This is a genomic window from Massilia sp. IC2-278 (assembly GCF_020708045.1).
In the GTDB taxonomy this organism is placed as follows: domain Bacteria; phylum Pseudomonadota; class Gammaproteobacteria; order Burkholderiales; family Burkholderiaceae_D; genus Telluria.
In genome coordinates this window covers 352,212-377,322 of the sequence record NZ_JAJFES010000003.1, presented here as the reverse complement: position 1 = coordinate 377,322, position 25,111 = coordinate 352,212, and the positions used below count along the sequence as shown (strand labels likewise).

Here is a 25,111-nt window from a genome sequence, read left to right as displayed (position 1 = left end):
ACTCCTGTCAGCCGTCTGACCCTTGCCTCGGCCAGCAGCCCGCGCTTTTGCGCGTGCTGCCTAGCGGCAAGCTTTAGCTGCAAGCACCCGACAACAGCCCGCGCGCCTGTCGAGTGCGCCCAAAACTGCCATGGTTCTTTGTTATGATGGGGGTTTTGGAAGTGCGATTTCATCATGTTCGAATTCCTATTCAAGCGCCAGGGCGACAAGCCCGGCAATGCGCCGGCCGCGGCAGGCGGCAAGGCTGCCGACAAGGAGGCCAAGCCTGCAGCCGGGGCCGCGCTGTCCGCCCCCGGCGCGGCGCAGGGCGCGCCAGGCCAGGCCAGGCCGGCCCAGCAGGGGCGCGAACAGCAGACCGAAGCGTTGCGCCAGCTCGACGGCGATGAAACGCGCGCCGTGGAATTTATCCTGCAAGCCGATTTTTCCGAACTGCGCCTGGCTGCCGCCGAGCATGTCCACAGCCGTGCAGCCCTGGAGCGCGTGCATGCGGCCATGCGCAACGTCGACCGCCGCGTCGCCAAGCTGATGCAGTCGCGCCTGGATGCGATCCGCCACCACGACGCCGAACTCGCCCGCGGCCAGGCCACCCTGGATCAGGCACGCTCCCTGTTGCAAGATCAAGTGCTCACCCCAAACCATGTTGCCGAGCTCGACCGTAAATGGGCGGTCATCTCCGCTCCCGAGCTGGCCGACGAATTCACGTCCGTGCGTGCCCAGCTGGGCAAGCGCCTGGAAGCGCAAGTGCAGCTGCAGCGCGCCATGATCGACCGCGTGGCCAGCCTGCGCGCCCTGGAAACGGCAGGCCTGAACGCCGCCGAACTGGCCGCGCGCCTAGATGCGCTGCAGCAGGAGCAGAACGCGGCGCTGGCCGCGCCGGAACACGCCGCGCTGCCGCGTGCGCTGCCGGCCGAGTTCGTCAACGAACACGCTCGCCTGAGCGCCAGCCTCGCCACGCTGGAACAGGCCCAGGCCGCCCTGGCCGCGCGCGAAGCCGCGCTCGCCGAGTGGCGGGCCCAGCCCGTTGCCGAGCTGCAGGCCGACAAGCTGCGCCAGGCCTGGCAGAAATTGCCGGCGCTGCCGCAGGCCGCCGCTGCCGCCGCCTTGCAGGAAAGCTTCGATGCCCTGCTGGGCACGCTGCCGCAGCCCGTGCGCAAGCCGGCGCCGGCGTCGCCGGCCGTGCAAGCCACGGCGCAGTCCGTCAAGCCGGTGCAAAAAGGCGCCGACCAGGGCTTCATCGACACCATGGATGCGCTGGAAGCGGCCCTGCAGCAAGGTTCGCTCGGCACTGCCGCCGAACTCGACAAGGCGCTGAAGGAAACCAAGGGCAAGGGCATGCGCCTCTCCGCGGCCCAGGCCGACCGCCTGAGCCACCTGCGCGCCGAACTGAAGCGCCTGTCGGACTGGGCGCGCTGGGGCGGCAACGTTTCGCGCGAAGAACTCATCAAGACCGTGGAAACCCTGTCCACCCAGAACCTGCCGATGGCCGAACTGGCCAAGAAGGTCGGCAGCATGCGCGACCGCTGGAAGGCGCTCGACAGCCTGTCCGGCGCCGCCCCGAAAAGCCTGTGGGAACGCTTCGACCACGCCTGCACCGTGGCCTACGCCCCGGCCGCGGCCCACTTCAAGCACCTGGCCGACGAGCGCCACACGAACGCCGCGCGCGGCGAAGCCCTGGTGGCCGAGGCCCAGGCCGAGATCGCCAGGCTGGAATCGGGTGAGGCCGACTGGAAACACGTGGCCGGCACCGTCCAGCGCATGCGCCTGGCCTGGAGCCACCTGGGCGCCACTGACCGCAAGGACAAGAAGCGCCTCGACCAGCAGTTCGCCGCCGCCCTGACCACGCTGCAGGGTCCGCTCGAAGAGCAGCGCAAGGCCGAGATGGCCGGGCGCGAGCAATTGATCGACGAAGTGGCGAGCATCGACCCGCACGACCGCCACGCCGTCGACCGCCTGCGCGACATCCAGGCCCGCTGGCAGGAGCATGCGCGGGCGCTGCCGCTCGAGCGCAAGGCCGAGCAGGCGCTGTGGCAGCGCTTCCGCGCCGCCTGCGACGAACTGTTTGCCGCCCGCAAGGAAAGCGCGCATGCCGCCGACACCGAGCGCCGTGCCCACGAGGCCGCCAAGGAAGCGATCACGGCGCGCCTGGAAGCGGCAGCGCCCGACGCCACGCCGGCCACTGCCGGCAAGTTGCTGCGCGAAGCGGCGGCCGAATGGCATGCCATCGGTCCGGTGCCGCGTGCCCACGAGGCGCGCGTGGAGAAGCGTTATCACGAGGCCGTGGCCAAGGTGCAGCACCATGCCGACCTGGCGCGCCGCGCCGCCGGGCTGGCGCTGGCCGGCGCCCTGCGCGACAAGCTGCGCGCCTGCCAGGAACTGGAAGATTCGCTGGCCCAGCCGGGACAGACGATCAGCGCCGACGACTGGCGTGCGCGCTGGGCAGCCTTGTTGCCGGCCGGCGCCGAATACGACCCGGTGCTCGATGCCCGCTTCGAGGCGGCGCTGAACGCCGTCGATGGCGACCGTGCCGGCTATGCGCGTTTGCTGGAAGCCAACCGCGCCACCCTGTTGCAGGAATTGCTGCGCCAGGAAGTGGCGGCCGGCATCGACAGCGGCGCCGAGTTCGCCCGTGATCGCCTGAAACTGCAGGTCGAGGCCCTGCAATCGACGTTGAAGGCGGGCGAAAAGCCGGGCCACAAGACGAGCGGCCTGCGCCAGCTGTGCGCGCTGCCCGCCCTGGTCGACGACCGCACCGCGCTGCGCATCGAACAATTGCTCATGCGTACGGCCCGGGAGGGCAAGTAACATGAGCAAGGTGCGGGTACAAACCGCCGACTTCGACCTCGGCCAGGAACTGGCGCGCCTGCGTGCAGGCGATGCGCGCGTCGGCGCCGTGGTCAGTTTCGTCGGCACCGTGCGCGACATGAACGACGGTTCCTCGGTGTCGGAAATGGAGTTGGAGCACTATCCCGGCATGACGGAAAAGGCGCTGGAAGACATCGTCGCCCAGGCCGAGGCGCGCTGGCCGCTGTACAACGCGCTGGTGATCCACCGCGTCGGCCCGCTGGCCCCGCTAGAGCAGATTGTGCTGGTCGCCTGCAGCGCCGCCCACCGCGGCGAAGCCTTTGCCGCCTGCGAGTTCATCATCGACTACCTGAAGACCGACGCGCCGTTCTGGAAAAAGGAACAGACGCCCGAGGGCGCGCGCTGGGTCGATGCGCGCCTCTCGGACGACTCCGCGAAAGCCAAGTGGGCAACCCCCTGAGCTGGCTGGCGGTGGGGGCGGGCGCCGCCATCGGCGCCTGGCTGCGCTGGGGACTGGGCCTGTGGCTGGCGAACGTCCACGCCCAGGTCCAGGCCGGCACCCTGGCCGCCAACCTGGCCGGCGGCTACCTGATCGGCATCGCGCTCGGCTTTTTCAGCAGCCATCCCCACCTGTCGCCCGAGTGGCGCCTGTTCATCGTCACCGGCTTCCTGGGCGGGCTGACGACCTTTTCCAGCTTTTCCGGCGAATCCGTGGCGCTCCTGCAGCGTGGCGCATACGGCTGGGCGCTGGGGCATACCTTGCTGCACCTGGTCGGCTCGATCCTGCTCTGCATTGCCGGCTTTGCGACCTGGCGCGTCCTGCGCGCTTGACCCCCGGGTAGCGCCGCGCGATACGGTGTGAGTAACCGGCAATTACGCAACCCAGGCGATTATCTTGGTGCTAGACTTGCCGCCAGACAAACAACTGGAGCCCGCCGTGACCACTGTTCAACGACCGACCGCCGCGTTTGTCGGCGCTTCCTGGGGTGCCTTGCTGATCGGCGCCATCGCCTTCCTCTGGGGATTGTGGAATGCAACGATGCCGCTGAACGAAAAGGGTTATTACTTCACCTTGCTGCTGTACGGCCTGTTTTCCGCGATCTCGCTGCAGAAGTCGGTGCGCGACCGCAGCGAGGGCATTCCCGTCACCGGCCTGTATTTCGGCATCTGCTGGTTTTCCCTGATCGCGGTCATGACGCTGCTGACGATCGGGCTCTGGAACGCCACCCTGGCGCCGAGCGAAAAGGGTTTCTATGCCATGGCCTTCGTACTCAGCCTGTTTGCCGTGGTGGCGGTGCAGAAGAACGTGCGTGACGTGAACGGCCTCGAATCCGATAGCGCAAGCGCGATACGCTCGAGCGAACTGTAAACGCACGCAGGGTCGACAGCGGCAGCCCGCCACTTGCGGACTGCCGCTTTCTATTTGCCCCTACGCCGCTTCTTCTTTCGCTTCGCCCCTGCTGCGCCACAGCGAATAGGCAATCCCGGCGGCGATCAGCACCACCGTCACCGCCAGCGACAGGCTCGCCGGCACCTTGCCGCCGAACACGAAGTCGCCGAGGAAGATCTTCGAGCCGATGAACACCAGCACCGCCGCCAGCGAATACTTCAGGTAGCGGAAGCGCTGCACCACGTCCGCCAGCGCGAAGTACAGGGCGCGCAGGCCCAGCACCGCGAAGATGTTCGAGGTGTAGACGATGAACGGATCGCTGGTAATGGCAAAGATCGCCGGCACGCTGTCCACCGCAAAGATCACGTCGGTAAATTCCACCATCAGCAGGGCCAGCAGCAGCGGCGTCGCGTACAGCAGCTTGCGGCCCGGCTGGTTCGGATGCGGCAGGCGCACCAGGAAGTCATGGCCGTGGGTGGTGGGGCTGACGCGCAGGTGGCGCCGCAGCCAGGCGAGCAGGGCGCTGTCGCGCACCTGGTTCGGGTTCTCGGACACGAACAGCATCTTGATGCCGGTCACGACCAGGATCGCCCCGAAGATGTACAGCACCCAGTAGTAGCTGGCCACCAGGGCCGAGCCGGCGCCGATCATGATGCCGCGCGTGACGATCACGCCCAGGATGCCCCAGAACAGCACGCGGTGCTGGTAGAGCGGCGGAATGGCAAGTGTGGAAAAGATCAGCGAGATCACGAAGATATTGTCGAGCGACAGGCTCTTCTCGATCAGGAAGCCGGTATAGAACTGCAGCGCCTTTTCGCTGCCGAAACCGTGCCAGACCCATAGCCCGAAGGTCAGGCCGGCGGTGAGGTAGAGGGCCGAGAGTTTCAGGCTCTCGGCCACGCCGATGACGTGGTCGTCGCGGTGCAGGACCCCCAGGTCGAAGGCCAGCAGCAGGACGACGACAGCCAGGAACACCAGCCACATCCACACCGGTGCGCCCAGCCAGACGACACTCAGGAAGTCCATGGCATCACTCCTCCATCAGGGCGTCAGCCAGCGCCGGCGTCGACCACTTGCGCTGGGCGCGCTGCAGCAGCAAATGCTCGCGGCTGTCGATCTGGCGGTCGGCATGCACGATGTCGAGCATGGCCTTCAGCACGTGCATGCGCAGCAGCGGATCGGCGACGTCGTCGAGCAGGCGGTCGAGGGTCGCGTTGTCGATCTCGACGTCCTCGCGGCCATGGCGGCGCGCCGAGGCCAGCAAGTCGTCGCACAGGGCCACGACGGCATCGTCGAAGCGGTCGGCATCGACGCCGAGGCGTTCCAGGATGGCGCTGTGGTGCAGCGCCTTCATCTCGGATGGGGCCAGGTGGCCGTCCACGATCATCGACAGGGCCAGCAGGCGGCAGACGGCGTCGGGACTATCGGTAGCACAGAATCGCATGGTGTTCTCACTCGGTTGTTATTGACGGATTCAGCTTAAGTTCCCGTGATCAAATGAGAAACCGAGGTTTCCTTGAGTATTGTTCAGGTTTTTTCGAAGTATTGGCAGCATGTGTTGCGCATCGTGCTAGACGATCTTGAAAAGTGGGTCCGCATCCCAATTTTCTTTTCCAGTTAAGAACAATCTCTAGGGAGCACTACCATGCGGCAAGACAAATTGACGACCAAGCTCCAGGAAGCGCTGGCGGATGCCCAGAGCCTGGCGGTCGGCAACGATAACCAGTACATCGAACCGGTCCACCTCCTCACCGCCCTGCTGAACCAGGACGACGGCGGCGCGCGCTCGCTCTTGCAGCGCGCCGGCGTGAACGTGGGCGGCCTCACCAATGCACTGCGCAACGCTTTCGAACGCCTGCCGAAAGTCTCGGGCACCGGCGGCGAGACCCAGGTCGGGCGCGAACTGATGTCGCTGCTGAACCTGGCCGACCGCGAATCGCAAAAGCGCGGCGACCAGTTCCTGTCGAGCGAAATGATCCTGCTGGCGCTCGCCGACGACAAGTCCGACGCCGGCCGCTTGGCGCGCGAACACGGCCTCACCCGCAAGGCACTGGAGGCGGCGATTGCCGCCGTGCGCGGCGGCGAATCCGTGAATTCGCAGGACGCCGAAGGCCAGCGCGAGGCGCTGAAAAAATACACGCTCGACCTGACCGAGCGTGCGCGCCTGGGTAAACTCGACCCGGTGATCGGCCGCGACGACGAAATCCGCCGCGCGATCCAGGTGCTGCAGCGCCGTACCAAGAACAACCCGGTGCTGATCGGCGAACCGGGCGTCGGCAAGACCGCCATCGTCGAAGGCCTGGCGCAGCGTATCGTGAACGGCGAAGTGCCCGATTCGCTCAAGGGCAAGCGCGTGCTGTCGCTCGACATGGCGGCCCTGTTGGCCGGCGCGAAATTCCGCGGCGAGTTCGAGGAACGCCTGAAGTCGGTGCTGAAGGAACTGGCCCAGGACGAAGGGCAGACCATCGTCTTCATCGACGAAATCCACACCATGGTTGGCGCCGGCAAGGCCGAAGGCGCCATGGACGCCGGCAACATGCTCAAACCCGCCCTGGCGCGCGGCGAGCTGCACTGCGTGGGCGCCACCACGCTCGACGAATACCGCAAGTACGTGGAAAAGGACGCCGCCCTCGAGCGCCGCTTCCAGAAGATCATTGTCGACGAGCCGAGCGTGGAGGCGACGATTGCCATCCTGCGTGGCCTGCAGGAGAAATACGAGCTGCACCACCAGGTAGAAATCACCGACCCGGCCATCATTGCCGCGGCCGAGCTGTCGCACCGCTACATCAGCGACCGCTTCCTGCCCGACAAGGCCATCGATTTGATCGACGAAGCGGCTTCGAAGATCAAGATCGAGATCGACTCCAAGCCGGAAGTGATGGACAAGCTGGAGCGCCGCCTGATCCAGCTGAAGATCGAGCGCGAAGCCGTGCGCAAGGAAACCGACGAGTCCTCGCTGCGCCGCCTCGACTTGATCGGCGAGGAGATCGCACGCCTGGAACGCGAGTACAACGACTTCGAGGAAATCCTGAAAGCCGAAAAGGCGGCGGTGCAGGGCACGACCCACATCAAGGAAGAGATCGAGCGCATCCGCCACCAGATGGAGGAAGCCAAGCGCCAGTCGAACTGGCAGCAGGTCTCGGAATTGCAGTACGGCCGCCTGCCGGAGCTCGAGGCCCAGCTGAAGCACGCTGAAGAAGTCGCCAGCCGCAACGAAGGCGAGGCGGAAAAACCGAAGCTGCTGCGCACCCAGGTCGGCGCCGAGGAAATCGCCGAAGTGGTGTCGCGCGCGACCGGCATTCCGGTCTCGCGCATGATGCAGGGCGAACGCGACAAGCTGCTGCACATCGAGGAAAAGCTGCACGAGCGCGTGGTCGGCCAGGACGAAGCCATCGAGGCGGTGTCGGACGCTATCCGCCGCTCGCGCGCCGGCCTGTCGGACCCGAACCGTCCTTACGGCTCCTTCATGTTCCTGGGCCCGACCGGCGTCGGCAAGACCGAGCTGTGCAAGGCGCTGGCCGCCTTCCTCTTCGATACCGAGGAAGCCCTGATCCGCATCGACATGAGCGAATTCATGGAGAAGCATTCGGTCGCCCGTTTGATCGGCGCGCCGCCGGGCTATGTGGGTTACGAGGAGGGCGGCTATCTCACCGAAGCCGTGCGGCGCAAGCCCTACAGCGTGATCCTGTTAGACGAGATCGAGAAGGCGCATCCGGACGTGTTCAACGTGCTGCTGCAGGCTTTGGATGATGGCCGCATGACCGATGGCCAGGGCCGCACGGTGGACTTCAAGAATACCGTGATCGTGATGACCTCGAATTTGGGTTCGCACAAGATCCAGTCGATGGACACCGACGAGCCGGCGGTGGTGAAGCTGGCCGTGATGGCCGAGGTGCGCGGACACTTCCGCCCCGAGTTCATCAACCGCATCGACGAGATCGTAGTCTTCCACGCCCTCGACGAGCGCAACATCGGCGACATCGCCCGCATCCAGCTGCGCAACTTGGAAGGCCGCCTGGCGAAGATGGACATGGCGATCGACATCGACGACGCGGCCCTGCAGAAGATCGCGGAAGCCGGTTTCGACCCGGTGTACGGCGCGCGGCCTCTGAAGCGCGCGATCCAGCAGCAGATCGAGAATCCGCTGTCGAAGGCGATCCTGTCGGGCCGCTTCGGGCCGAAGGACACCATCCCGGTGCGCGTACGCGGCGGCCAGCTGGTGTTTGGCGAGGAATCGGACAACCCGGCACAGGTGGAGCTGGCCAAGTAAGCGGGTTCGGAACCCACGAAAAGGGCGCAGCGATGCGCCCTTTTTTACGTCCGCGCTGCTCCATGCCCGGTAAGCTTTTGTCATCACCCAGTCATCGACGAGTGCCACCATGCCCGCACTTTCATCGACTGGAGATATGCATGTCCCGTTCCCTCGTCTCGTGCGCCGGTACCGCGATCGCTGCGCTGGCCCTGCTGTCCGCCTGCGGCAGCGACCATGACGACACGCCCGAGCAAGCGCCGGTAGCCCAGCAGCCGGCGCCGACCACGCCGCCGGCCGCCGCTGCCAACACCAGCGTCGCCTTCATGTCCGACGTCCACTTCCACGACGTCTACGGCGACCTGAAAAGCACCCAGTTCTCCGGCATCCCCACCAAGGACGGCAAGAGCGCCACCATCCGCACGATGTACGCGCAGCTGACCTCGACGCGCCTGTTCAACGAAAACTACTTCGCCTTCCGCACCGCGCTCGACGACGCCTACGCCAAGGGCATCCGCATCGTCGCCTTCCCGGGCGACTATTCCGACGACGCCCAGCCGATGAACGTCGACGGCATCGCCACCGTGCTGAAGGAATACCAGGCCAAGGGCATGCGCTTCTTCCTGGCACCCGGCAACCACGATCCGGTCGAGCCCTACGACGACCTGGAAGCCGGCAAGAACGACTTCCTCACTAAGGACGGCAAGGAACAGAAGGTCTACGCCACTTCGAACGCCGCCTGCGTGGCCAAGGACCCGAGCGTGGTCTGCACCGACCAGTTGATGGAGCAGGGCTACGAAAAACTGATGGCCAAGCTGGGCGAGTTCGGATTCAACCCGAACAAGGCCGACCTGCACTGGGAAACCCCATTCAGCAAGTACACCGGCGGCAAGTACAGCTACGAGGAAGCCGTGGCCCAGTCGGCGGTAGCGAAGCGCGAATTCGAGATCTGCGCCGAAGGCGCGGGCGGCGCGTACAAGGCGGCCGGCGAAGCGAAGCTCGGCAAGTCGTACACGCGCTGCACGAACATGGTCGACAGCAGCTACCTGGTCGAGCCGGTGAAAGGCCTGTGGCTGCTGGCGATCGACGCCAACGTGTTCATCCCGAACGCCAAATTCGACCCGGCCAATCCGAAAGTCTTCAGCGGCTACGACGGCGCCGGCAACGCGGGCTGGAACAAGGTGCTGACGCACAAGATGCACCTGGTCGAGTGGATCAAGTCGGTGTCGGCGCGCGCCAAGGCCGAGGGCAAGCAGTTGATGGCCTACTCGCATTATCCGACCATGGACTTCTACGCCAACCAGACCGAGGCGATGAAGGCGGCCTTCAAGCCGGGCGCCTTCCAGACCGCGCGCGTGCCCGATGCGGCCACCGCCGCCGGCGTCGCAGCTACCGGCCTGCGCTGGCACGTGGGCGGCCACATGCACTTCAACGGCACCAACGACTTCGCCGACGCCAACGGCAACTACCTGGTCAACGTGCAGTCGCCGTCGCTGGCGGTATATGGCGCGGCCTACAAGATCATCACCTACAAGGACCTGGATACGGTCGACGTCCAGACCGTGGCCCTGAAGTCGGTGCCGCGTTTCAATGAGCTCTTCCCCTACTACCAGGTGGAATACGATTACCTGCGCGGCAGCGTGCTGCCGGCCGACGTGGCCAAGCGCTGGGAGCGCGGCATCCTCGATACGCGCTCGTACGGCGAGTTCACCCACACCTACTTCGGCGAACTCTCGCGCCTGCGCTTCATGGACGAATACTGGCCGTGCGAGATGAAGGAAGCGGCAATGGCGCTGAACGGGCGGCAGATGCTGATCCTGTCGCAGCTGGAGTCGCGCGTGACGCTGGCGCAGTTGAAGGAGAATCCGGGCGTGGTGCCGCTGACCGCAAACTGCGCCGCCACGGGTACGCCATCGGGCACGGCGGTTGCCGCCGCCCAGCTGACCGCCGACTGGCGCGAAGCCACGGTGCGCGCCGAGCTGCTGGCCGCCGGCGCCGGCCTGAAGCTCGACGACTTCGCGAAGATCACGCCCTACGATTTCTATGGCGACTTCCACCGTACCGTGTATGCCGGCGAACTGGCGCTGCGCGACATGGGCCAGGAGCGCGTGAACCAGTACAAGCTCCTGATGCGCGCCTTCCCGGCCAACCCGGCGCCGGTCGTGCGCATCGGCGACAAGGTTTCGGACCAGAACCCCGTGCAGGTGGCATACCAGAACCAGTTCAAGCAGGTGTTTGCCATCTTCAAGGGCCTGGGTTCGGGCAAGCCGAGCGACCGCTTCACGATCGACCTGAAGGGCAAGAAGATCGGGAATGCGGATAGCGCCAGCATGAGTTTTAACTGAGTCAGCTTCAATCGAGCAGCTTCAACTGAGCAGCTTCAGCCGAGCGGCCGCCCGCGCCGCTGAAACTGCAGTTCGGCGCGCCGTTTCGACCGTCTGTCTCATCCTGCCGATCGCGTGGGTTGCCTGGCTCTACAGTGCCAGGCATTCCCATTTTCGAAGGGCATGCTCGATGAAGACGATGTTCCACAGGCTGACTCCGATCGCTTTCCTGCTGGCTTTGCATGCGGGCGCCCAGGCCGGCGTCGTTGCGGATCACCCCGGCTACTGGATGGGCAATCTGACGCTGCCGGATGGCCAGGTGTTGAAAAGCGGCGTCGAACTGTTCAAGCGCGCAGATGGATCGCCATGGGCCAGCTTCTCCAGTCCCGACCAGGGCGCCTACGACATCCCGGTCAGGAGCATGAAGGAGCAGGGCGAGACGGTCGAGCTCGACCTGGGCTTCGGCACGATGCACATGGCCTGGCAGGGCGACCGCTTCAAGGCCGAGTGGAAGCAGGGCGGCGCCACGTTTCCGGTCGAGCTCCAGGCGGTTGCCGGCTTCCCGAAAAAGGCGCGTCCGCAGGATCCGGCCGCACCCTTTCCGTATGCGGACGAAACCCTGGCCATCCGCAGCAAGGATGGCGTCACGCTGGGCGCGACGCTCTCGGTTCCCAAGGGCGTGGCCAGGCCGACGGTCGTCATCCTCGTGCCGGGCTCGGGTCCGCTGACGCGCGACGAAGAAGTGGCGGGCCACCGCGTGTTCGCCGTGCTGGCCGATCACCTGCTGCGCCAGGGCGTCGCCGTGCTGCGCTACGACAAGCGCGGCGTCGCGCGCTCGACCGGGAACTACGACAGCCATACCCAGGCCGACCTGGCCGACGACCTGGAAGCCGTCGTTGCCGCCACCAGGGCGCGCGGGCAGTTCGGCCGCCTGGGACTGGTCGGGCACAGCGAAGGGCCGATGATCGCCGCCAGCGTTATCGGAAGGCAACCCGCCGCGGTCGACTTCCTGGTGTCGCTGGCCGGCGTCGGCTTGCCGGGCCTGGACATGCTGCTGCTCCAGGATGGCCTGCTTGCAAAAGACCGCGGCGCCTCGCCCGAAGAGGTGAAGCAATTGCTCGGCTACATAAGCCGCTGGTACGCCATCGTCATGGCCGAGCCCGATAGCGCCACCCGCGTGGCGGCCCTGAAAGCCTTGCAGGCATCCTTGCCCGAGAGCGACAAGGCGCTGATCGCCAAGTACAAGATGCACGGCGGCACCCTGTCGCTGGACATGGCGGCGCAGCCGGCGCTGCCCGTCATGCTGAAGGCCGATCCACAGGCCGACTGGCGGCGCGTGCGCTGTCCGGTGCTGGCGCTGAACGGCAGCCTCGACTTGCAGGTGCCGCCGGAAAGCCTGGGCGGCATCGTGGCGTCGCTGACGCAAGGTGGGAACAAGCGGGTCGAGTCGGCCGTCATGCCCTCGCTGAACCACATGTTCCAGACCGCGCAGACCGGCAGCGAAAGCGAGTACGCGGCGATCGAGGAAACCATCGCACCGGTGGCCTTGCAGCGCATCGCGGCGTTCGTGCGCAAGCAGTAGCCGGTCCGGCTTGCGACCCCGGCGAGGGGGATTGGCCGGGCGCCAGCAAAGTCGCGCGCTTTTGACTACACTGGCAGCTGTCTTTATTTTTGGGAAACAAAAATGACCGATAGCCAGAGCCTGCGCCAGGACGCCCGCGTCATCGGCCTGGTCGGCACCTCGCACGGGGTGTCGCACTTCTACCACCTGATCCTGGCCGGCCTGTTTCCCTGGCTGAAGGAAGCCTTCGGGCTGTCCTACTCCGAGCTGGGCCTCTTGATGACGGTGTTCTTCGTGGTCTCCGGCGTCGGCCAGGCCCTGTCCGGCTTCGTGGTCGACCGCGTCGGCGCGCGCCGCGTGCTGTTCACCGGCCAGGCCTTGCTGGGCGTGGGGGCGCTGGTGCTGGCCTCGGCGCCGAGCTATGCCGTGCTGGTGATTGGTTCCTTCGTCGCCGGCTGCGGCAACGCGGTGTTCCACCCGGCCGGCTACACGCTGCTGAACCATGGCGTCTCGAAAGACCGGCTGGCCTACGCATTCTCGGTGCACGGCATTTCCGGCAACATCGGCTGGGCCACGGCGCCGATTTTCCTGGCCGGCGTCGCCACGCTCTCGAGCTGGCGCGTCGCATTGCTCTCGGCCAGTGCGATTCCCTTCCTGATGCTGCTGGTGCTGTTCCTGAACCGCGCCGTACTGCCGAATGAAGCCACCGTGGCCAAGCCCGGCGCGGAGGGCGGCAGTGCCTTCGGCTTCCTGCGCCTGCGGGCGGTGTGGATGTGCTTCGGCTTTTTCTTCCTGACCTCGGTTGCGCTGGGCGGTATCCAGGCCTTTTCCTCGACCAGCCTGGTGGCGCTGTACGGTATCACGTTCGCCACCGCCGCCACCGCCTACACCACCTTCATGCTGTCCTCGGCGGGCGGCATGATCGCGGGCGGCTTCCTGGCGGCGCGCGCCCACAACCACGACCGCACCATCACGGTGGCCTTTCTGTTTGCCGCCGCGCTGGCGCTGGTGCTGTCCGCCAGTGTCGTACCGGGGCCGCTGGTCGTGCTGGTGATGGGGGCGATCGGTTTCGCCACCGGCGTGGCCGGCCCTTCGCGCGATTTGCTGATCCGCGCCGCGGCGCCGCCGAACGCCACCGGACGCGTGTTCGGCGTCGTGTATTCGGGGCTGGACACCGGCATGTCGGTCGGCCCGCTGCTGTTCGGCATGCTGATGGACGGCGGGCACCCGGCGTCGGTATTCATCGGCGTGGCCCTGTTCCAGACCCTGGCGATTGCCACGGCTGTTGGGGCAGGCAATAGCCGCCGCGCACCGCTAGCGCACAAGGCATAAACCGGTCTGCCCGCGGGCGGCAAGACAAAACGCGCGTCGCTGCAGAGCACGCGCGTTTTTTGTTGCCCGTTCTCAACTCAAAGAATGATGCAGAGGCTGAAGATTCAACGTTGCGCGGCCATCGATAGTTGGCTGAAATTTCACATTATGAAACAGTGTTGTCATCTTGTGAAAAGCCTGCGCCGGCTCATCTTTAACGTTTCTCTCATTCTGAGAAATTTCGTTTCGTATCATGGAATGCATTGTGCAAGTATTTGAATTTAAAGCATAAAAAATAGTTTTGCTGTCTTATATAAGAGTGATTGTGCTCTGCACAAACAGGGCTATGATTCATCTAACGGATTTCACTTCGCAATCAGCTAAACCTTTCATCAGGAGAACAACATGGCAACTCGTGAACAGCAAATCGCCGCACTGCAAAACGACTGGGACACCAATCCACGCTGGAAAGGTGTCGTGCGCAATTACACCGCTGAAGACGTGGTGCGCCTGCGTGGCTCGGTCCAGATCGAGCACACGCTGGCCAAGCGCGGCGCCGACAAGCTGTGGACGCTGGTCAACGAAGAGCCCTTCGTCAACGCCCTCGGCGCCCTGACCGGCAACCAGGCCATGCAACAGGTGAAGGCCGGCCTGAAAGCGATCTACCTGTCGGGCTGGCAAGTCGCCGGCGACGCCAACCTGGCCGGCGAAATGTACCCGGACCAATCGCTGTACCCGGCCAATTCGGTGCCGATGGTCGTGCGCCGCATCAACAACACCTTCCAGCGCGCCGACCAGATCCAGTGGTCGGAAGGCAAGGACGACATCGATTACTTCGCACCGATCGTGGCCGATGCCGAAGCCGGTTTCGGCGGCGTGCTGAACGCCTTCGAGCTGATGAAGTCGATGATCGAAGCGGGCGCCGCCGGCGTGCACTTCGAAGACCAGCTGGCCTCGGTGAAGAAATGCGGCCACATGGGCGGCAAGGTGCTAGTGCCGACCCGCGAAGCCGTGGAGAAACTCACCGCAGCGCGCCTGGCGGCCGACGTGATGGGCACCCCGACCCTGGTCGTGGCCCGTACCGACGCCGAAGCGGCCGATTTGCTGACCTCGGACGTGGACGACAACGACAAAGCCTTCTGCACCGGCGAGCGCACCGTCGAGGGTTTCTACAAAACCCGTCCGGGCATCGAGCAGGCGATCTCGCGCGGCCTGGCCTACGCACCGTTCGCCGACCTGGTCTGGTGCGAGACCGGCAAGCCGGACCTGGCTTTCGCCAAGCAGTTCGCCGACGCCATCCACGCCAAGTTCCCGGGCAAGATGCTGGCCTATAACTGCTCGCCTTCGTTCAACTGGAAGAAAAACCTGGACGACGCCACCATCGCCAAGTTCCAGAAAGAGCTGGGCGCGATGGGCTACAAGTTCCAGTTCATCACCCTGGCCGGCTTCCATGCCCTGAACTACGGCATGTTCAACCTGGCCCACGGTTATGCGCGCCGCCAGATGTCGGCCTTCGTCGAATTGCAGGAAGCCGAATTCGCCGCCGCCGAGAAGGGCTTCACCGCCGTGAAGCACCAGCGCGAAGTCGGCACCGGCTACTTCGACGCCGTGACCCAGACCATCCAGCAAAACCAGAGCTCGACCACGGCGCTGCACGGCTCGACCGAAGACGAACAATTCTTCGACGAAAAGAAAGTCGCCTGATCCGGCGCACCTGATCCAGCCGATTCGATTCGGCTGGTTGGCAAAAGCCGCGGGCAGTTGTCCCGCGGCTTTTTTCGTTTCGATGCCGCCGATTTGGGCAGTCCGGGCTTTCTAGGCGATAATGACGCCTGTTACCGCCGTTCGCCCGAACGGCGCTTTGATTTTTAGGATTCCCATTATGTTGAGCTACCGCCACGCCTTTCACGCGGGTAATCATGCCGACGTCCTCAAGCATTTCGTCCAGGTGCAGCTGCACCTGTACATGAACCAGAAGGACGCCGCCTATACCTATATCGACACCCACTCGGGGGCCGGCGTGTATGCGCTCGACAGCAATTTCGCCACGAAAAACGCCGAGTTCGATACCGGCATCGGGCCGCTCTGGAACCGCAGCGACGTGCCGCCGGCGCTGGGTGAGTACCTGAACCTGGTCAAGGGCATGAACCCGAGCGGCAAGATGCGCTACTACCCGGGCTCGCCGTACGTCGCCGACCAGATGACGCGCCTGGAAGACCGCCTGCGCCTGTTCGAGCTGCACCCGGCCGACAGCAAGATCCTGGCGGACAACTTCCGCAAGGCCGAGGCGCACCGCGCCGAGCAGGGCGAGCGCGCCCGCGGCCGCCGCGTGATCATCGAGCGCGGCGATGGATTCAATAGCCTGAAAGCGCTCCTGCCGCCGCCATCGCGGCGCGCCCTGGTGCTGATCGACCCGCCCTACGAGGTGAAGGACGATTACCGCAAGGTCAAGGATGCGCTGGAAGAAGCGCTGGGCCGTTTCCCGACCGGCATGTATGCGGTCTGGTATCCGGTGTTGCAGCGCATGGAGTCGCGCCAGTTCGCCGACAGGCTCAAGCGCCTGCCGGCCAAGGAATGGCTGAACGTCACGCTCACCGTATCGACCCCGGGTCCGGATGGTTTCGGTTTGCACAGCAGCGGCATGTTCATCCTGAACCCGCCGTACACGCTGGAGCCGATGCTGCGCGAAGTCATGCCTTACCTGGTGCAGGTGCTGGGCAAGGATGCGGGCGCCAGCTTCGTCATCGAGACCGGCACCCAGGTGACCGGCGCGGCGGCGGCGCGCCTGGGCAACAGCAACGGCCCGCGCGTGCCGGTCGGGAATGCGCGCCGCGCCAGCCCGCTGTCGGGCACGGGCAGCCTGCGCCTGCCGGGCCAGGCGATGCCGCAGCGTTCGGCCGAGAAGGCGCCAACGGACGCTGCGGCGGGCGCCAAGGCGGGCGCGGCCAGCCGTGCGAAGCGCTTCTCGCGCCCGGAGGGTGGGGCGGTTGAGCGTGGCGAAGGCCGTCCGGTGTCGCGTTCGCGCGACAATGCAGCCGGCGGCAATGCGCGTCCCGACGAACGCTTCGATCCTTCACGCGGCGACAACCAGCCGCGTTATGCCGACCAGCGCCGTCCCGCCGCTGCCGGCAAGGGCGCCGGCAAGAGCGCCGGTCCGCGCCGCGAGGGCGGCCCAGGCGGCGAGGGCGCCCGCCCTGGACGCCCCGCAAATGGCCGGCCGCGCAGCGGCGGTCGCGGCTGAGGCGGCTGCGCGATGAAGGGCGTGACGCAGCGGCCCCAGGCAGCGTTGTAGTGCAGCTGTGTAATGGAGCTGAGTAATACAGCTCCATTGCGCAGCCGTGTAACGCAACGGCCTAACGTCTCCCCGACGCACCTGCATCGCGCACGTTTCGATGTAAAAATATAAATATTTACGTTCTGTAGTATAGTCGGCAAAGGCTCGCGTGCGCGTGGGCCTCGTGCTGCGCGTGCCGCACTTCAAAAGTTTCTGGGAGTTTTTACATGCATGCCGAAGCAACGGCAGTCTCATCCATGCCGTCCGACGAATTCTTCCTAGCGCGCCAGCCTATCCTGGGGCGCGACCAGCATCTGGTTGCCTTCGAGCTGCTGTTCCGTGCCGCCGGCGAGCACGAGGATGCGCGCCTGACCGACGGCGCCGCCGCCACCGCGGCCGTCATTTCCCACGCATCGCAGCTCGGCCTTGAGCAGGTGGTCGGAGAACAACTGGCCTTCATCAACGTCGATGCGGACGTGCTGATGAGCGATTTCGTCCGTTTTCTGCCGCCGCGTAAAGTTATCCTCGAAATCCTGGAAACCGTCAAGCCGACTGAGCCGTTGTTGGCGCGCGTCGCCAAGCTCAAGGAACTCGGCTTCACATTCGCTCTCGACGACGTGATCGGCCATACCGACGAGGTCGACAAGCTGCTGGGCCTGGTCGACGTCATCAAGATCGACCTGAAGGGCGTGGAACGCCATGCCTTGCCGGCGCTGGCGGCGTCGCTGCGCGCGGCGAACAAAAAACTGCTCGCCGAAAAAGTCGAGACCGTCGAGGAATTCAACCTGTGCATGGAACTCGGCTTCGAGTACTTCCAGGGCTATTACTTTGCGCGTCCCGTGATTCTCAGCGGGCGCAAGATCACGCCGTCGGAAATGGTGATCCTGCGGCTGTTGGAGCTGCTGCATGCCGAGGCCGACGACGCCGCCATCGAAACCGCCGTCAAGCGTGATGCCTTGACCAGCCTGAATTTGCTGCGCCTGGTGAACAGCCGCGCCAGCAGCGGGCGGCGCATCGAAACGGTGAGCGAGGCGATTGCCAAACTGGGCCGCAAGCAATTGCGGCGCTGGCTGCAGATTTTGCTCTACGCTACCTCGGGCAGCCCGGTGGAACTGCATTCGCCGCTGCTGCAACTGGCCACCACCCGCGGCAAGCTGCTCGAACTGATGTCGCTGCACGTGCATCGGGACAACGCCGTGTGCGCCGAGCGGGCTTTCACAGTGGGCATCATGTCGCTGGCCGACGCGCTGTTCTCGATGCCGATGGGCGAGATTCTCGAGAACGTGGAACTGGCCGACGACGTGCGCGCCGCGCTGCTGCAGCGCGAGGGCACGTTCGGGGCGATGCTCGACGTGGTCGAGCGGCTGGAGAAGGCCGATACCGGGCCGGTGTTCTCGGCGGCGCTGAAGCGGCTAGGCCTGACCGCGAAGAAGGTGCGCGAGATCGAGCTGGAAGCCTTTGATTGGGTGCGCGAACTGGCCTGCGAAGCGGCGTAGGGGTTCGGCGATTTTGGTTGGGTGGGCGCGGCCGGCGTAGGCACTTGTGCCCACGCGGTTTCATCGACGGATCATACGCAGCTTATCCAGCGATCGGCGGCGGTGGCAACCCTTTGCCGACGTCGCATTTGATCAACCGGTGAGACAGCGTGGGCACAGGTGCCCACCCTACAACATCCGGCCGTTTACTGCCCCAGGAACAAAAACACCGTCGGCTTCTTGTGAAAATCCGGCGCCTTGCCCGCCGCCAGTTGCGCCTTCCACTTCGCCGCCGTCATCGTCCGCACCGATTCGCTCGCCAGCGACAAATCCGTCGCCACGCACACCAGCGTACCCGGCTGGCAGCTTGCCACCAGCGCGTCGAGCATCTGCCCGTTACGGTAGGGCGTTTCGATCAGCAACTGCGTCTGCTTTTCACCCCGCGAGCGTGCTTCGAGTTCTCGAATCCGCTTGGTGCGCGCCGCCGCATCGGTCGGCAGGTAGCCGTTGAAGGCAAAGCTCTGCCCGTTCAGTCCGCTCGCCATCACCGCCAGCAACAGGGACGACGGCCCCACCAGCGGCCGCACCGTGATCCCGTGCCCATGCGCCAGGCGCACCAGGTCGGCGCCCGGGTCGGCCACCGCCGGCACGCCGGCTTCCGACACCAGCCCCGCATCTTCGCCCGCCAGCAAGGGTTCGAGCAGGGCCGACAAGGCCGCTGCCGGCGTATTCACGTTTAGCTCGGCAATGCGGATCTCTTGCAGCGGACGCGACAGCGGATGGTCGAGCGCCACCAGTTTTAGAAAAGCGCGCGCCGTCTTGGCGTTCTCGGCCACGAAATAGCCGAGCTGCGAGGTAATCGCCTGCACCTGGCCGGGCAGGACGCTGTCCAGGGCGCCGGCGTGGGCTTCGGTGGGACCGAGGGTATTGGGAATCAGGAAAAGGGTACCGGGCATATCGTCAGTAGGAAAAAATCAAACGCCAAAAAAGGAAACGCCGGCGCGGCGCAGCATGCCGGTCAGGGCGATCAGGGGCAGGCCGGTGAGGGCGGTCGGGTCGGACGACTCGATGCGTTCGAGCAGGGCAATGCCCAGACCCTCGTTCTTGGCGCTGCCGGCGCAATCGTAGGGCTGCTCGATGCGCAGGTAGGCGTCGAGCTCGGCATCGGGCAGGTCGCGGAAACGCACGAAGACCTGCACGTTCTCGACCTGCGCCGCTTGTGCGGGATCGGCCACGCGCCCATCCCACAGGCACAGCGCCGTATGGAACACGACTTCGCGCCCGCGCATCGTCTGCAGCTGGGCCAGGGCGCGCGCATGGTCGCCGGGCTTGCCGATCTGGGCGCCGTTGAGCGTGGCCACCTGGTCCGAGCCGATCACCAGCGCACCGGGGTAGAGCCGGGCGATGGCCTCGGCCTTGGCGCGGGCCAGGCGCAGGGCGGTCTCCTGCGGCGCCTCGCCGGCCTGCGGCGTCTCGTCGATGTGCGGTGCGATGGCCTCGAACGGCAACTGCAGGCGAGACAGTAATTCGCGGCGATAGCTGGAACTGGAAGCGAGAATGAGGCGCGGCGGGGCAGAACTTGGTATCATGTCGGCGCTGTCGAGATATAAAGCGGGAAGTATAAGCAAAACAGATGGATGGCTGGTCCTGGCAAGCAAAGCCGATAGTTCATCGGCAATGAAGCAGAGACAGGGCGGCCAGGCAGGCACATCGTGCAACAGCGCGCCGCCGCCATCCCGAAAAATCGCGTAAGTCTTTGACTGCACGAGGACAAGCCTGTTATTATCGCAGGTTTTCCGGGGACGTTTTCTGCAATGAGCGCTTTTGTCATCGACGCCTTTGAATTTTGCCGCAACCATGGCTATCGCGAAGGTGTCACGCCAGTGGCGGAAATGACCCGCCTGGCCGCCGACTGCGCAGATGCCAGTGGCGATATTACCTGGTCCATCCAGGGTGGCACCACGCCCGAGGGTTATCCGACGATGACCCTGTCGGTGGCGGGCCCAGTCCAGTTGTCCTGCCAGCGTTGCCTGGCGCCGTTCGGCTACGAGATCGACTCGTCCACCCAGCTGGTGCTGGGCGTCGACGACGAGGAAGCCGACGGGATCGAGGAAGTCCTCGACGATGAAAGCATCGACGTGATCGTCGGCAGCCGTGAGTGCGACCTGCTCCAGCTGCTCGAAGACGAAGCACTGCTGGCCCTGCCGCAGTCGCCGAAGCACGATGTGTGCCCCGACACGAAGCTGTTGGATGCACTGAAGTCCGAAAAGGTATCGCCGTTCGCCGGCTTGAAGAACCTGAAATCCGAATAAGTAGTAAGCAGTTGTAGTACGTCAGAACGTGTCAAACGCGTGCACAGTCGAGTATGTCAGGGCAGCGTTTCATACAGAGTCGGCAATCGAAGGATTGCCGGTGGGATACTCGATGCGCATGTTTTTGCAAATCGAATGTGTTAGAATTTTAGAACTTTAGTATTAGGAGTCATCATGGCAGTTCAGCAGAATAAGAAGTCCCCATCGAAGCGCGGTATGCACCGTTCGCACGATTTCCTGGTTGCCCCTAACCTGGCAGTCGAGCCGACCACCGGTGAAACCCATCTGCGTCACCACATCAGCCCGAACGGCTTCTACCGTGGTCGCAAAGTCCTGAAGACCAAGAACGACGAGTAATCGCCGTCTTGTTTTTCTGTACCATGAAAGCGGTGCAACGTATGATGAGTGCGTGGCGCCGCTTTTTCTTTGTCCCCGGCTGCACCATCCGCACCGTCATTGCCCTGGCCTGGCGCCCCGCCGGCTTGTATCCTGCCGCCTGCTCCTGAGCCGCGGCTCGTATTCCCAAAATGACAATTAAAATTTCCATCGACTGTATGGGCGGAGACCACGGTCCTTCCGTGACAATCCCTGCAGCAATTTCCTTCCTGAAGAAGCAGCCCGAAGCCGAACTGATCCTGGTCGGTCTCGAAGACGTGCTGCGCGCGGAACTGAAAAAACACCATGCCGACGCGAATCCGCGCCTGACCGTGAAACACGCCTCCGAAGTGGTGGCGATGGACGATCCGGTCGAGGTTGCCCTGCGCCGCAAAAAAGATTCCTCGATGCGCGTGGCGGTCGAGCTGGTCAAGGACGGCACGGCGAATGCCAGCGTCTCGGCTGGCAACACCGGCGCGCTGATGGCCGTTTCGCGCTACGTGCTGAAAACCATGGCCGGCGTCGACCGCCCGGCGATCTGCTCGATCCTGCCCAATCAGAAGAACGGCCCGACTTACATGCTCGACCTCGGCGCGAACGTCGACTGTTCGCCGCACCACCTGCACCAGTTCGCCATCATGGGCTCGGTCCTGTTCTCGGCCATGGAAGGCGTGAAAAAGCCGACCATCGGCCTGCTGAACGTCGGCACCGAAGAGATCAAGGGCAACGAAGTGGTGAAGAGCACCGCCACGCTGCTACGCGCCGACCACGAGCGCGGTTCGCTGAACTTCTATGGCAACGTCGAAGGCAACGACATCTTCAAGGGCACCACTGATGTGGTCGTGTGCGACGGTTTCGTCGGCAACGTCACCCTGAAGGCGATCGAAGGCCTGTCGCGCTACATGAAGTCGGTATTCAAGAGCAGCCTGCTCTCGATGCTGGGCGCCCTGATCGCGCGCGGCGCGCTGAAAAAGCTGAACCCGGAGCGCTACAACGGCGCCGGCTTGCTGGGCCTGAAGGGCCTGGTGTTCAAGAGCCACGGCAGCGCGAATGCCTATGCTTTCGAGTGGGCGATCAAACGCGCCTACGATGCGGCAAAATATAATGTACAAGAGCAATTGTCGGCGATGATAGCCGAACTCATGCCAGAAGCACCTGACGCCCCGCGCCAGGTCTGACTCATTGAATACGCGGAACAAGGTGGAGACGCAATGACTGTCTACAGCAAAATCATCGGCACCGGCAGCTATTTGCCTGAACGCAGGGTCACGAATGCGGACCTGACCGCGCAACTGGCCGCCAAGGGCATCGAAACCTCGGACGAATGGATCAGCTCGCGCAGCGGCATTTCCGCGCGCCACTACGCCGCCGTCGGCCAGAATTCCTCGGACCTCGCTGTCGAAGCGGCAAAACGCGCGCTCGAGATGGCGGGCAAGACCCCGCTTGAGGTCGACATGGTGATCGTCGCCAGTTCCACGCCCGACTTCCAGGGCAGCTTCCCGAGCACCGCCTGCATCGTCCAGCGCAAGCTCGGCATGGCCAACAACAGCGCCGCCTTCGACGTGCAGGCCGTGTGCAGCGGCTTCGTCTACGCGGTGGCAACCGCCGACGCTTTCATCAAGGCCGGCGTGCACAAGACGGTGCTGGTGATCGGCGCCGAAGTGTTTTCGCGCATCCTGAATTTCGAGGACCGCACCACCTGCGTGCTGTTCGGCGACGGCGCCGGCGCCGTGGTGATGAGCGCATCAAGCGAGCCGGGCATCCTGGCCACGCGCCTGCACGCCGATGGCACCCACGCCGACATCCTGTCGATTCCGGGCCATCCGGAAGGCGGCCCGGCCGCGGCGAATGCCGGCTTCCTGCACATGGATGGCCAGGCCGTGTTCAAGCTGGCCGTGACTGTACTGGAAGAAGTCGCCGGCGAAGTGCTGGACGCGGCGCAGATGGCGCCGTCCGACATCGACTGGCTGATCCCGCACCAGGCGAATATCCGCATCATGAAGAGCACCGCCAAGAAGCTCGGCCTGCCGATCGAGCGCATGGTCGTCACCGTCGACGAGCACGGCAACACGTCGGCCGCCTCGATCCCGCTGGCGCTCGACATCGCCGTGCGCGATGGCCGCATCAAGCCGGGCAACAATATTCTGATGGAAGGCGTGGGCGGCGGCTTTACCTGGGGCGCCATTGTCGCGCGCATGTAAGGCAGCCCGCCTGTCATCCTTAACAAGGAGAATAACAAGATGAGCAAATTCGCATTCGTGTTCACCGGCCAGGGCGCGCAAGCGGTCGGCATGCTGAACGGCTTCGCCGGCAACCCTGTCGTCGAGCAAACCGTGGCCGAAGCCTCCGACGCCCTGGGCATGGACCTTGGCCGCCTGATCGCCGAAGGCCCGAAGGAAGACCTCGATCTCACCACCAACACCCAGCCCGTCATGCTGACCGCCGCCGTCGCCGTCTACCGCGCCTGGATCGCGGCCGGCGGCCCGGTGCCGAACGTGGTGGCTGGCCATAGCCTGGGCGAATACTCGGCCCTGGTCGCCGCCGGCGTGATCGACTTCAAGGACGCCGTGCCGCTGGTGCGCTTCCGTGCGCAATCGATGCAAGAAGCGGTGCCGGTCGGGCAGGGCGGCATGGCCGTCGTGCTGGGCTTGCAGGCCGACGACGTGCGCGCCGTCTGCGCCGAGGCAGCGCAAGGTGATGTGGTCGAAGCCGTGAACTTCAACGAACCGACCCAGATCGTGATCGCCGGCCACGCCGCCGCGATCGACCGCGCCTGCGAGATCGCCAAGGCGAAAGGCGCCAAGCGCGCCATGAAACTGTCCGTTTCGGCGCCGTTCCACTCCTCGCTGCTCAAGCCTGCTTCGGACCGCCTGCGCGAGTACATGGGCAAGCTCACGTTCAACGCGCCACGTATTGATTTGATCAATAACGTCGATGTCGCTATCCTGAACGATCCGGAGCAAATCAAGGATGCCCTGGTGCGCCAGGCTGCCGGCGCCGTGCGCTGGGTCGAGACCATGCAGAAGATGGCCGCCGAGGGTGTGACCCAGGTCATCGAATGCGCCCCGAGCAAGACCCTGATCGGCATGGCCAAGCGCATCGACCCGGTGCTGGTCGGCGAAGCCCTGGTCGACCAGGGCTCGCTCGAGCGCGTGCTGGCAACGATCAAGGGCGCGTGAAGCATTACGTACTTAGATAAGGACAAGAATTAGATGAATTTGCAGAACCAAGTTGCTCTCGTCACCGGCGCCTCGCGCGGTATCGGCAAGGCCATTGCCCTTGAGCTGGCCCGCCAGGGCGCGAAAGTCGTCGGCACCGCCACCAGCGAATCCGGCGCCGAAGCGATCACCGCCTACCTGGCCGAATTCGGCGGCAAGGGCGTGGTCCTGAACGTCACCGATGCCGAGCGCTGCGGCGCCGTCGTCGACGAAGTGCAAAAGACCTTCGGCAGCCTGTCCATTCTCGTCAACAATGCCGGCATTACCCAGGACAATCTGGCCATGCGCATGAAAGACGAGGAGTGGGACAGCGTCATCACCACCAATCTTACCGCCGTCGGCCGCCTGTCGCGCCTGGTACTGCGCGGCATGATGAAGGCAAAACAAGGCCGCATCATCAACATCACCTCGGTGGTCGGTTCCGCCGGCAACCCGGGGCAGATGAACTACGCCGCCGCCAAGGCCGGCGTGGCCGGCATGACCCGCGCCCTGGCGCGCGAGATCGGCAGCCGCAACATCACCGTCAATTGCGTGGCCCCCGGCTTCATCGACACCGACATGACCAAGGGCCTGGGCGACAGCCAGCACGAAGCGCTGCTCACGCAAATCCCACTGGGCCGCCTCGGCCAGCCGGAAGACATCGCGAATGCGGTGGCCTTCCTGGCCGGTCCGACTGCCGCCTACGTCACCGGCACGACCTTGCACGTGAACGGCGGCATGTACATGAATTGATGCGGAAAGTGCCGGGTGCGACGTTTTCTATGCATAGCGTGATTTAATTACCCGGCGAATTCTCATCTTTTAGCAGGAGTTTCGGCTG

At 64.7% G+C, this 25,111-nt stretch carries 20 protein-coding genes and 1 pseudogene; 17 read left to right on the top strand and 4 right to left on the bottom strand.

Going from position 1 to position 25,111, the window contains the following annotated elements; all coding sequences use genetic code 11:
- The first annotated feature begins 174 nt into the window (after positions 1–174).
- The 4 genes from LK540_RS09380 (at position 175) to yiaA (ending at position 4,171) form a co-directional block, all read left to right on the top strand.
- Positions 175–2,802 (top strand): DUF349 domain-containing protein, encoded by a 2,628-nt coding sequence (locus tag LK540_RS09380; RefSeq protein WP_229436984.1) that lies wholly within the window; start codon positions 175–177, stop codon positions 2,800–2,802.
- 1 nt (position 2,803) lies between these two features.
- Positions 2,804–3,262, top strand: coding sequence for a molybdopterin synthase catalytic subunit MoaE (gene moaE, locus LK540_RS09375; protein WP_229436982.1), 459 nt, complete (start codon positions 2,804–2,806; stop codon positions 3,260–3,262).
- Complete coding sequence (crcB, locus tag LK540_RS09370) at positions 3,247–3,633, top strand: fluoride efflux transporter CrcB (RefSeq protein WP_229436980.1); 387 nt, start codon at positions 3,247–3,249, stop codon at positions 3,631–3,633. Before moaE ends, crcB begins: the two co-directional genes overlap by 16 nt.
- Before the next feature lie 106 nt (positions 3,634–3,739).
- A complete protein-coding gene (gene yiaA / locus LK540_RS09365) occupies positions 3,740–4,171 on the top strand; it encodes an inner membrane protein YiaA (RefSeq protein WP_229436978.1) in 432 nt (143 codons plus the stop codon).
- Positions 4,172–4,231: 60 nt separating this feature from the next.
- On the opposite strand, the gene LK540_RS09360 is transcribed toward yiaA, so the two are convergent.
- Positions 4,232–5,218 carry a TerC family protein gene (locus tag LK540_RS09360; RefSeq protein WP_229436976.1) on the bottom strand — a complete coding sequence of 329 codons (987 nt, stop codon included), beginning with the start codon at positions 5,216–5,218 and terminating at the stop codon, positions 4,232–4,234.
- 4 nt (positions 5,219–5,222) lie between these two features.
- Entirely contained in the window at positions 5,223–5,636 is a 414-nt protein-coding gene (locus LK540_RS09355; RefSeq protein ID WP_229436974.1) for a TerB family tellurite resistance protein, read from the bottom strand.
- Between the two features lie 201 nt (positions 5,637–5,837).
- Here LK540_RS09355 and clpB point away from each other — a divergent pair, with 201 nt between their 5' ends.
- The 7 genes and pseudogenes from clpB to LK540_RS09320 all read left to right on the top strand — a co-directional run bounded on the left by clpB (position 5,838) and on the right by LK540_RS09320 (position 18,407).
- Positions 5,838–8,462, top strand: coding sequence for an ATP-dependent chaperone ClpB (clpB, locus tag LK540_RS09350; RefSeq protein ID WP_229436972.1), 2,625 nt, complete (start codon positions 5,838–5,840; stop codon positions 8,460–8,462).
- Between the two features lie 140 nt (positions 8,463–8,602).
- Positions 8,603–10,786, top strand: coding sequence for a metallophosphoesterase (locus tag LK540_RS09345; protein WP_229436970.1), 2,184 nt, complete (start codon positions 8,603–8,605; stop codon positions 10,784–10,786).
- A gap of 169 nt (positions 10,787–10,955) precedes the next feature.
- Complete coding sequence (locus LK540_RS09340; protein WP_229436968.1) at positions 10,956–12,347, top strand: alpha/beta hydrolase; 1,392 nt, start codon at positions 10,956–10,958, stop codon at positions 12,345–12,347.
- Positions 12,348–12,449: 102 nt separating this feature from the next.
- Entirely contained in the window at positions 12,450–13,658 is a 1,209-nt protein-coding gene (locus LK540_RS09335; protein WP_229436966.1) for an MFS transporter, read from the top strand.
- 384 nt (positions 13,659–14,042) lie between these two features.
- Positions 14,043–15,341: an isocitrate lyase gene (gene aceA / locus LK540_RS09330; protein ID WP_229436964.1), complete on the top strand. Its 1,299-nt coding sequence runs from the start codon at positions 14,043–14,045 to the stop codon at positions 15,339–15,341.
- Positions 15,342–15,519: 178 nt separating this feature from the next.
- Positions 15,520–16,392, top strand: a pseudogene (locus LK540_RS25395) (23S rRNA (adenine(2030)-N(6))-methyltransferase RlmJ); the annotation flags it as partial.
- Between the two features lie 746 nt (positions 16,393–17,138).
- Positions 17,139–18,407, top strand: a complete 1,269-nt coding sequence (locus LK540_RS09320) for an EAL and HDOD domain-containing protein (protein WP_229436960.1) — start codon at positions 17,139–17,141, stop codon at positions 18,405–18,407.
- A gap of 185 nt (positions 18,408–18,592) precedes the next feature.
- Here the strand turns inward: LK540_RS09320 and LK540_RS09315 are convergent, their stop codons facing one another.
- Positions 18,593–19,342 carry an SAM-dependent methyltransferase gene (locus LK540_RS09315; RefSeq protein WP_229436958.1) on the bottom strand — a complete coding sequence of 250 codons (750 nt, stop codon included), beginning with the start codon at positions 19,340–19,342 and terminating at the stop codon, positions 18,593–18,595.
- A gap of 18 nt (positions 19,343–19,360) precedes the next feature.
- Positions 19,361–19,975: a Maf-like protein gene (locus LK540_RS09310; protein ID WP_229436956.1), complete on the bottom strand. Its 615-nt coding sequence runs from the start codon at positions 19,973–19,975 to the stop codon at positions 19,361–19,363.
- Between the two features lie 225 nt (positions 19,976–20,200).
- Here LK540_RS09310 and LK540_RS09305 point away from each other — a divergent pair, with 225 nt between their 5' ends.
- The 6 genes from LK540_RS09305 to fabG all read left to right on the top strand — a co-directional run bounded on the left by LK540_RS09305 (position 20,201) and on the right by fabG (position 25,023).
- Positions 20,201–20,698, top strand: coding sequence for a DUF177 domain-containing protein (locus LK540_RS09305; RefSeq protein WP_229436954.1), 498 nt, complete (start codon positions 20,201–20,203; stop codon positions 20,696–20,698).
- A gap of 174 nt (positions 20,699–20,872) precedes the next feature.
- On the top strand, positions 20,873–21,055 hold the full coding sequence (gene rpmF / locus LK540_RS09300; RefSeq protein WP_028104096.1) for a 50S ribosomal protein L32: 183 nt from the start codon (positions 20,873–20,875) through the stop codon (positions 21,053–21,055).
- Between the two features lie 170 nt (positions 21,056–21,225).
- The gene (gene plsX / locus LK540_RS09295) at positions 21,226–22,251 is read left to right on the top strand and encodes a phosphate acyltransferase PlsX (protein ID WP_229436952.1); all 1,026 of its coding nucleotides are present in this window, start codon (positions 21,226–21,228) and stop codon (positions 22,249–22,251) included.
- Between the two features lie 33 nt (positions 22,252–22,284).
- Complete coding sequence (locus tag LK540_RS09290; protein WP_229436950.1) at positions 22,285–23,274, top strand: beta-ketoacyl-ACP synthase III; 990 nt, start codon at positions 22,285–22,287, stop codon at positions 23,272–23,274.
- Positions 23,275–23,313: 39 nt separating this feature from the next.
- Entirely contained in the window at positions 23,314–24,252 is a 939-nt protein-coding gene (gene fabD, locus LK540_RS09285) for an ACP S-malonyltransferase (protein WP_229436948.1), read from the top strand.
- A gap of 33 nt (positions 24,253–24,285) precedes the next feature.
- Positions 24,286–25,023 carry a 3-oxoacyl-ACP reductase FabG gene (gene fabG, locus LK540_RS09280; protein ID WP_229436946.1) on the top strand — a complete coding sequence of 246 codons (738 nt, stop codon included), beginning with the start codon at positions 24,286–24,288 and terminating at the stop codon, positions 25,021–25,023.
- The last annotated feature ends 88 nt before the right edge of the window (positions 25,024–25,111 follow it).

Excerpts from the sequence above, each read along its gene's own strand:
- LK540_RS09380 (WP_229436984.1), top strand. The coding sequence starts at position 175 with ATGTTCGAATTCCTATTCAAGCGCCAGGGCGACAAGCCCGGCAATGCG.
- moaE (WP_229436982.1), top strand. The coding sequence starts at position 2,804 with ATGAGCAAGGTGCGGGTACAAACCGCCGACTTCGACCTCGGCCAGGAA.
- LK540_RS09360 (WP_229436976.1), bottom strand. The coding sequence starts at position 5,218 with ATGGACTTCCTGAGTGTCGTCTGGCTGGGCGCACCGGTGTGGATGTGG.
- LK540_RS09355 (WP_229436974.1), bottom strand. The coding sequence starts at position 5,636 with ATGCGATTCTGTGCTACCGATAGTCCCGACGCCGTCTGCCGCCTGCTG.
- clpB (WP_229436972.1), top strand. The coding sequence starts at position 5,838 with ATGCGGCAAGACAAATTGACGACCAAGCTCCAGGAAGCGCTGGCGGAT.
- LK540_RS09345 (WP_229436970.1), top strand. The coding sequence starts at position 8,603 with ATGTCCCGTTCCCTCGTCTCGTGCGCCGGTACCGCGATCGCTGCGCTG.
- LK540_RS09340 (WP_229436968.1), top strand. The coding sequence starts at position 10,956 with ATGAAGACGATGTTCCACAGGCTGACTCCGATCGCTTTCCTGCTGGCT.
- LK540_RS09335 (WP_229436966.1), top strand. The coding sequence starts at position 12,450 with ATGACCGATAGCCAGAGCCTGCGCCAGGACGCCCGCGTCATCGGCCTG.
- aceA (WP_229436964.1), top strand. The coding sequence starts at position 14,043 with ATGGCAACTCGTGAACAGCAAATCGCCGCACTGCAAAACGACTGGGAC.
- LK540_RS09320 (WP_229436960.1), top strand. The coding sequence starts at position 17,139 with ATGCATGCCGAAGCAACGGCAGTCTCATCCATGCCGTCCGACGAATTC.
- LK540_RS09315 (WP_229436958.1), bottom strand. The coding sequence starts at position 19,342 with ATGCCCGGTACCCTTTTCCTGATTCCCAATACCCTCGGTCCCACCGAA.
- LK540_RS09310 (WP_229436956.1), bottom strand. The coding sequence starts at position 19,975 with ATGATACCAAGTTCTGCCCCGCCGCGCCTCATTCTCGCTTCCAGTTCC.
- LK540_RS09305 (WP_229436954.1), top strand. The coding sequence starts at position 20,201 with ATGAGCGCTTTTGTCATCGACGCCTTTGAATTTTGCCGCAACCATGGC.
- rpmF (WP_028104096.1), top strand. The coding sequence starts at position 20,873 with ATGGCAGTTCAGCAGAATAAGAAGTCCCCATCGAAGCGCGGTATGCAC.
- plsX (WP_229436952.1), top strand. The coding sequence starts at position 21,226 with ATGACAATTAAAATTTCCATCGACTGTATGGGCGGAGACCACGGTCCT.
- LK540_RS09290 (WP_229436950.1), top strand. The coding sequence starts at position 22,285 with ATGACTGTCTACAGCAAAATCATCGGCACCGGCAGCTATTTGCCTGAA.
- fabD (WP_229436948.1), top strand. The coding sequence starts at position 23,314 with ATGAGCAAATTCGCATTCGTGTTCACCGGCCAGGGCGCGCAAGCGGTC.
- fabG (WP_229436946.1), top strand. The coding sequence starts at position 24,286 with ATGAATTTGCAGAACCAAGTTGCTCTCGTCACCGGCGCCTCGCGCGGT.